The following is a 7294-nucleotide window of genomic DNA, read 5'->3' as shown; positions in this document are numbered from 1 at the left end:
GAAATTAACGATAAGCATTTTGACGCGGGCATGAAGAACATCAAGGCAGATGGACTGTTGTTGCGTCCCGCTGTTGATCTTGTCTATACTCTAGCGTTAATCATCGTACTCAGCTTTTTTGGGATTACTTCTTTTGACAGTCCAATTGAGATTGGGGTTCTGTATGCATTCATCAATTACCTGGACCGCTTTTTCGAGCCGGTGAACAATATGATGATGCGACTTTCCATGTACCAGCAGGCGATTGTCGCTGCATCACGTGTTTTCAAACTGCTTGATGAAGCTGAGCTTGCTCCGGGCCAGACTGGGACGGAAGCAGGCAAAATCAATGAAGGCAAAATTGAATTCAAGGATGTCAGTTTTTCATATGATGGCAAAAGGGATGTCTTGAAAAATATCAGTTTCACTGTGAATCCTGGGGAAACTCTTGCATTTGTAGGCCACACCGGAAGCGGGAAAAGCTCAATCATCAACCTGTTGATGCGCTTTTACGAGTTTGAGCGCGGTGAGATATTGATTGATAACCATTCGATAAAAACTTATCCGGTCAAAGAGCTGCGCGATAAAATGGGGCTTGTTCTTCAGGATCCGTTTTTGTTCTACGGAACAATCGGGGATAATATCAGGCTCCACAATAGCGTTTTGACTGAAGAGGATATAAAAAGGGCGGCAGAATTTGTCCAGGCAGATTCTTTCATTGAAAAACTGGAGGATGGATACGCACAAAAAGTGACGGAGCGAGGCTCGACTTTTTCGAGCGGACAGATGCAATTGATCGCTTTTGCGAGAACGATTGCGGCTAATCCGAAAATCCTTGTTCTCGATGAAGCGACTGCAAATATCGATACGGAAACCGAAGAGGCCATCCAGACCGCACTCGCCAAAATGCGCAAAGGCAGGACGACGATTGCCATTGCCCACAGGCTGTCGACCATCCAGGATGCAGACCAGATCATCGTCCTTCATCATGGAGAAATAGTTGAACGCGGAACACATCAGGAACTGCTCGCCCAACAGGGGCTTTATCATAAGATGTATCTTCTGCAGAATGGTTCAGTAGAACGATTGGAAGATGTTGTTGGATAGGTAATTATGTTATGTAAAAGGGCGATTGCTACAAAGTAATCGCCTTTATTTTGTTTAAAATGGGATTATGTAAATACTATCCTGACGGGCAGATTAGATCACAACGGTTATTATTTATTCTTATCAAGGCAGAAATGAAACTTTTTTGCCTAAAGAATCGTACTATTATCCAATAAAGTAATTATATTTGGGGAAGAGGGAAAAAGATGGGATTAAAGAGCATGATAAAGAAGGAAATTAAAAAACAAGTGAAAAAGCAAGTAACAAAGAAAGCTGGAAAGAATGCTGGAAAAATAATCGGAAAAGTAATGAAAAAGTTTTAGTTTTTGTTTTAAAGCAAATCATTTTTAGAACAGGGAATAGCTGTAGCAGATCCCTTACTTATTGTGAAAAAATAGCGGGTTAGTTGGATATGAATATATGCATATCACAAAAATCAGGAGTTGTGATTTATTCTTGCGAAATCAACAATGGAGCAAAGTAAAGAAGAAGTTAGACAGCTTTAGATGTGAAACTTTAAAAGATAGAGTACAGTTTACAGTAACCAATTACAGAAGGGCTCATGATCAATTGGGGAGAGCCTGGATTACTGTAGATAAAAAGGAAGTCCTTAATATGTGTACGTTTACCTCTGAGATTGCTTTAAACCGAAGGGAATATGAAATTAAAAGAGAAAAACAAATCCCTTATACCGATTGGAGCCAAAATCGAACTATTTGGAATGAAGCACACGAATGGATTCTGAACGAGGGAGTTTTTGCACAGTATGACTTCTTTGATGCTGTAGAGGAATACTTCCAGCAGTCTATTGAAGAATCTTTGAAATCCAATAACATGCTGATAAAAATATTTGCATTGATTGATAGACGGGTAGGGAAAAGAACTTTAGCAAAAATAAAAGAATCCATGCTTTGCGAAAAAGAAATGGTCCAGTTTTTTTTATAAATTGCGATGTAAAGCTGAAGGAATAACGCTTCTTCAAAAATAAAAGAGCAGTAGATTATCGATGAAAACGATAACTACTGCTTCTTTATTGTATATAGTTATTCGGCATTCCATGTATTGAATACTGTGTGCACGAGGGCGATGCATTATTTGCAGCTATACAGTGTAGGAAAACCAAGCCATCTAATAAGAAGCATATTGCACGAAGGTGTCATCCAATATAATGAATAGGCAAGGAACTGCTTAAATAGACAAAAATAAAACAGCTATAACGCTTATGGCGTTTAGCTGTTTTTAATGGGCTGCTATCTTTTTAATGTATACGCGATTATATTCATTTAACAGTTCATCAAGTTCCTGGCTGTAATGAATGGCGATTGTAGAATTGAGGCCGTTCTTCGATGCGATTTGAATCAGCTCTTCGCGTTTCTTTTCAATGAGGGTGATCAGTTGCTCTTTAGACAATGTGAAAATCCTTTCTTGTTTTATCTCTCAGCAGTATGTTAAACAAGTTTATGTAAAATCGTTATAAATATAGAAATTATTACAAGTGCTATATTAGTATATAGCATATACTGCCAAATTTCAAAAGAAACATTTGTAAAATATTTTCCTGTAAAAAATATACACCGTAGTTTATTACCCAGTTTTTAAACAGGTAAACACCTTTTTTATAGAAATTAATAAATTGTTCACAGTTAAACTATAATAATAGTAAATGGTTTTGTTAGAATGGGACTAACGAATATGGACAGGGGATGGAATTATGACAGATATAAATATTATCATTGCTATGGGAGCTGGATTCCTTAGCTTTATTTCTCCATGCTGCTTGCCGCTTTATCCGGCATTCTTATCTTATATTACTGGTATGTCTGTAGGAGAGCTGAAGAGCGAAAATGCGATGCTGCAAAGGCGCAGTCTGCTGCATACACTGTTTTTCTTGCTGGGCTTTTCGGTGATTTTCATTGCGATCGGCTTCGGGACATCTTTCGTAGGCCAATTCTTCATTCAATATCAGGACCTGATCCGTCAGCTGGGTGCAATCTTTATTGTTGCCTTTGGGTTGATGGTCATTGGTTTCTTTAAGCCTGAGTTCTTAATGAAAGACAGAAAAATAGAATTCAAGAACCGCCCATCAGGTTATTTTGGGTCCTCGCTGATTGGTATGGCTTTTGCGGCCGGTTGGACCCCGTGTACTGGTCCTATCCTGGCTTCGGTCATCCTGCTTGCAAGCTCAAACCCTGGGTCAGGAATGCTTTATATGATCGCGTATACTCTGGGTTTTGCGATTCCGTTCTTCATTCTTTCATTCTTCATTGGAAAAATGCAGTGGATCCGCAAACACAATGTGAAAATTGTAAAAATCGGCGGCTATATCATGATAGTAGTAGGAATTATGTTGTTCTTCGACTGGATGACGAAGCTGATTTCGATTCTATCAATGTTTTTTGGAGATTTTACAGGATTTTAACAAGTACATTGAAGTTTGAAATCAGAAGGATCAATATGAGAGTATATTCACTGGGGATTTTTTAAGTGAGAAATTTGTCGGTGTCTTTACATTGAAAATATTGGTTAAATATAGTTATATAGTAATTAAGAGGAAATTAAACAGATTAATATATTTGTTGTGATTGTCGGGGAGGATACAGCGATGGCCAGAATTTTGATAGTTGACGACGCAAAATTTATGAGAATCACCTTAACCAATATTCTGAAGAAAGCAAACCACGAAATAGTGGGGGAAGCTGAAAATGGACGTGAAGCAGTCGAGCTATATCGCGAGCTGAAACCCGATCTTGTGACAATGGATATAACAATGCCGGAAATGAGCGGACTGGACGCCGTAAAAGAAATCAAAAAGGATTTCAAAGATGCAAAAATCATCATGTGCTCAGCGATGGGCCAGCAGAAGATGGTGGTGGATGCGATCGAGGCGGGAGCAAAGGATTTCATTGTAAAGCCATTCGATGATTCACAGGTAGTCGATTCCGTATCAAGAGTCTTAAGATAAAAAACAGCCATTTAAGTCTATCTTAAATGGCTTATTTTCATTATAATAATGTGGATACTATAAATAAGGGATGAAATATAGAATGAATTATGTTCTGGCGTCAACAGTTGGAGCAATTGGCATGGCCATCTTTGTGACAATCATGAGGATGAAGGCTGCCAAAAGACCAGCATCTGCCAAGAAAATTATTTTACCGCCAATCTTCATGAGCACGGGTGCGCTCATGTTCATCTTCCCGGTGTTCCGGGTTCATTTTTTACAGATTATAGAGGCACTTTCAGTAGGGATACTATTCTCAATCCTGCTCATCAAGACCTCGAAATTCGAAGTCAGAGGACGGGAAATCTTTCTCAAAAGATCCAAGGCTTTCGTCTTCATTTTAATCGGACTGTTGATCGTACGTGTAATCGCAAAACTGGTGCTAAGCAGCACAATTGATTTCGGTGAGTTGAGCGGAATGTTCTGGATCCTTGCTTTTGGAATGATTGTTCCATGGCGAGTCGCTATGTATATGCAGTTCAAGAAGCTTCATAATGAATTGCATAACGGTTAGTAAAAAAAATACGGATAAATCAAGTCCCCTTGCCATTTGGTGAGGGGATTTTTTTGTCGTTTTCTAAGTTGGAAGTGGAAATTTTGGATATAAATGTATTTTAGAGAATGGTATGATGGAAATAGTAGAATTTTCAAAAAGAATGCAGGTGCCAGATGACAACAATTACATCAAAACAGTCCCCAGTAAAATTACTTTTAAGGGGAGAATTGATCAAGAACGTCAAATTAACTAAAACCCAACTGACAGTATATTTGAATGACGGAATGCCTCATTATCTGATTGCGAATGAATACAGATTCCTGGAAGGGGAAGTGAAAGAATGGCTGAAGTCATACAAACCTTCACAGGAGCGTTTGGAAAGGGAATTTCGTGACAACAAAGGGCGCTCGCTGAAAGAGTATGTCACTGAAGATATTATTCTCTCAATCCTAAGAATTACAAAGGATCAATTTATAAACTTAAAGAAAAATGGACTTCCGTTTCAGCATGTAGGAGAAAAGGATTTTTACCATGTTCAGGATATCCTCGACTTTTATCGTAAAGGAGATCAAGTCGTTAAGCCGGTATTGAAAAACATGCTTATGCCATTGGTCGAAAAAGCCCCTGCTGATATACCGTTCTTAATTGTCGATGGCTCCTATAATTTTAACAATGCCACTGCAGGAACTGGTGTTGTCATCGTCAGGAACGGAGAAACAGCGGCTGGTTATTCAACAGTGAGAAATATTAAAACCACTAAACCGATTGTATGTGAGTTGCTAGCAATCCTCGATGCATTGAAGCTGATGAAAAAGAAAAAATTCAAGAAAGCAATTATTATAACAGATCAGAAAGCCTGGACATCAAGTTTCTCTATTGATTTGAAAGCTTACCAAGGACCCGTAAAGCAGTACATAAATGAATTGAATCAAGTGTGGAATCATTACAAAGGGAAAGTAGAGATTAAGTTTATCGGAGATTTGAAGGAAGGAAAGAATAATCCGCTTTATAAAAAAGCTCACGATCTCAGCCAGGAACACAGGGCTTGCGTTATTGAAGGGTTAAAGTTTTAAGGGGATTGCTGTCAGAAAATTGAGTTCGGAGGGGTAGGTATCGTGTTTAATATCCAGGCTGTTTTTATTGACCGGGATGGGACTCTTGGGGGAAGTGACAAAGTAATTTATCCTGGGGATTTTGAGTTATTCCCCGGTGTCCAGGAATCAATCAAACTATTAAAAGAAAACAATGTTTTAATCTATTCGTTTACGAACCAGCCAGGGATTGCGAACGGAGAAGCCACAGTTGACCAGTTTGAGAATGAGTTAAAGTCTTTTGGTTTTGATAAGGTATACCTTTGTCCTCATCGCCACGAGGAAAGCTGCACATGCAGGAAGCCTGCTCCTGGAATGCTGAAAAGAGCTGCAGTTGATAACGAGCTGGACTTAAATCGTTGTGTAGTGATCGGAGATAGATGGACGGACATACTGGCTGCTGATGAAGCGGGCTGCTTGAAGATTTTGGTCAAAACGGGCAGCGGCCAGGATGCTTATGATAGATACATAAACAAACAGTATTTTGGAAGATGGGGAGAAATTCAACCGGATTTCATGGCAAGTGATTTGAATGAGGCCATAAGATGGCTGATGGGGGAAGGGGCAACGAAGTGTTAATCATTATAACGATTGTTTTATTGGTATTCATGTTTGATTTTACAAAGCTCAGGAAGCAAAATGAGGAAATGATTGAACAAAACGAAAAAATGATTTCTTTGCTTGAGGAGCTGGCGAAACGAGGAAGAGATGAGTAGACCGAACATAAGGTTATGGGTGACGATTTTCTTCATCATACTGATTATATTTTTAGTCAGTATATTTGGAGTCCTCAAAGCGTTCCAAAAAGAACTGCATGCACGGACCGGTGAGAATGTAACCTTTTTTACGACAGCAAAATCTGTCTTCACTCTAAATTATGATAGTGAGTTAGAGGTAAAACTTAAAGCTGAAAGTATGAATCATGTGTATGAGAATATATCAATTTACTATCAGGAAGAGAATGAAAAGTTAATTCCATTGACAATTGAGACACTGAAATGGGCCGAGGATAAATCAGCCGAGATTCTTGGTCGCTATAGTAAAAAACCGATCGATTTTATCTTTATGAGCAGGGAAAATCTTGAGCAGCTTTCAAATATTGATAGTGCCGGTGGATATTATTCTAACTTTGAAAAAGTGATGGGTGTCAACGTCAATCCTGATGATGTAGAAAGTATACTACAGGAGCTTGAAACGCCGCTGTTCTTTTTTCAAAGGAAAATTTTGCACGAATACACACATTATGCTACTTTCAAAAAAATTGAGGAAGCTGAAACATTTGGAGACACTTTTCCATCATGGTTTATTGAAGGGATAGCAGAATATGTGGGCAATGATGGAACTGAGGTTCCTTATGAATCAAATCCATACGAAACCCTGCCACTTGAAAGCATCAGCTGGGACAATGAATTTCACGAAGCTCGCCAGATTGAACATGCTAATCCCTATATGCAAAGTTATTTTACAGTAAACTACTTGATACAGGTGTATGGAAAGGAAGTTGTGGTGGAATTGATCGAAAAGACTAACGATACTGTAGGATTTTATACAGCCTTGGAACAAATTACGGGGAAGACGATTTCGGAATTTGAACAGGACGTACTTGATTATTATCAATAA

9 protein-coding genes and 1 pseudogene are annotated in these 7294 nt (G+C 38.7%); 9 read left to right on the top strand and 1 reads right to left on the bottom strand.

All coding sequences use genetic code 11. The features are described from left to right. Together ACH0QE_RS12790 and ACH0QE_RS12785 are read left to right on the top strand one after the other, a co-directional pair. On the top strand, positions 1–1086 hold a 1086-nt coding region (locus ACH0QE_RS12790; protein ID WP_415801028.1), incomplete at its 5' end, for an ABC transporter ATP-binding protein. Positions 1087–1506: 420 nt separating this feature from the next. Further along, positions 1507–2074, top strand: a pseudogene (locus ACH0QE_RS12785) (SF0329 family protein). Positions 2075–2325: 251 nt separating this feature from the next. Here the strand turns inward: ACH0QE_RS12785 and ACH0QE_RS12780 are convergent. Next, positions 2326–2496 carry an aspartyl-phosphate phosphatase Spo0E family protein gene (locus tag ACH0QE_RS12780; protein ID WP_102262370.1) on the bottom strand — a complete coding sequence of 57 codons (171 nt, stop codon included), beginning with the start codon at positions 2494–2496 and terminating at the stop codon, positions 2326–2328. 301 nt (positions 2497–2797) lie between these two features. Here ACH0QE_RS12780 and ACH0QE_RS12775 point away from each other — a divergent pair, with 301 nt between their 5' ends. The 7 genes from ACH0QE_RS12775 to ACH0QE_RS12745 all read left to right on the top strand — a co-directional run bounded on the left by ACH0QE_RS12775 (position 2798) and on the right by ACH0QE_RS12745 (position 7294). Beyond that, positions 2798–3505: a cytochrome c biogenesis CcdA family protein gene (locus tag ACH0QE_RS12775; RefSeq protein WP_415801027.1), complete on the top strand. Its 708-nt coding sequence runs from the start codon at positions 2798–2800 to the stop codon at positions 3503–3505. 183 nt (positions 3506–3688) lie between these two features. Beyond that, on the top strand, positions 3689–4048 hold the full coding sequence (locus ACH0QE_RS12770) for a response regulator (protein WP_125478759.1): 360 nt from the start codon (positions 3689–3691) through the stop codon (positions 4046–4048). An 82-nt stretch (positions 4049–4130) separates the two neighbouring features. Then, entirely contained in the window at positions 4131–4601 is a 471-nt protein-coding gene (locus tag ACH0QE_RS12765) for a CcdC family protein (RefSeq protein WP_415801026.1), read from the top strand. A gap of 155 nt (positions 4602–4756) precedes the next feature. Then, a complete protein-coding gene (locus tag ACH0QE_RS12760) occupies positions 4757–5656 on the top strand; it encodes a reverse transcriptase-like protein (protein WP_415801025.1) in 900 nt (299 codons plus the stop codon). 42 nt (positions 5657–5698) lie between these two features. Continuing rightward, entirely contained in the window at positions 5699–6253 is a 555-nt protein-coding gene (locus ACH0QE_RS12755; RefSeq protein WP_415801024.1) for an HAD-IIIA family hydrolase, read from the top strand. Then, positions 6247–6390: a hypothetical protein gene (locus ACH0QE_RS12750; RefSeq protein WP_415801023.1), complete on the top strand. Its 144-nt coding sequence runs from the start codon at positions 6247–6249 to the stop codon at positions 6388–6390. The genes ACH0QE_RS12755 and ACH0QE_RS12750 overlap by 7 nt, the downstream gene beginning before the upstream one ends. After that, positions 6383–7294: a peptidase MA family metallohydrolase gene (locus tag ACH0QE_RS12745; RefSeq protein WP_415801022.1), complete on the top strand. Its 912-nt coding sequence runs from the start codon at positions 6383–6385 to the stop codon at positions 7292–7294. Before ACH0QE_RS12750 ends, ACH0QE_RS12745 begins: the two co-directional genes overlap by 8 nt.

The organism is Mesobacillus sp., from assembly GCF_047739415.1.
Lineage (GTDB): Bacteria > Bacillota > Bacilli > Bacillales > Cytobacillaceae > Mesobacillus.
Note: the sequence above shows the minus strand (reverse complement) of the source record. Positions and strands in the feature narration are given on the sequence as shown.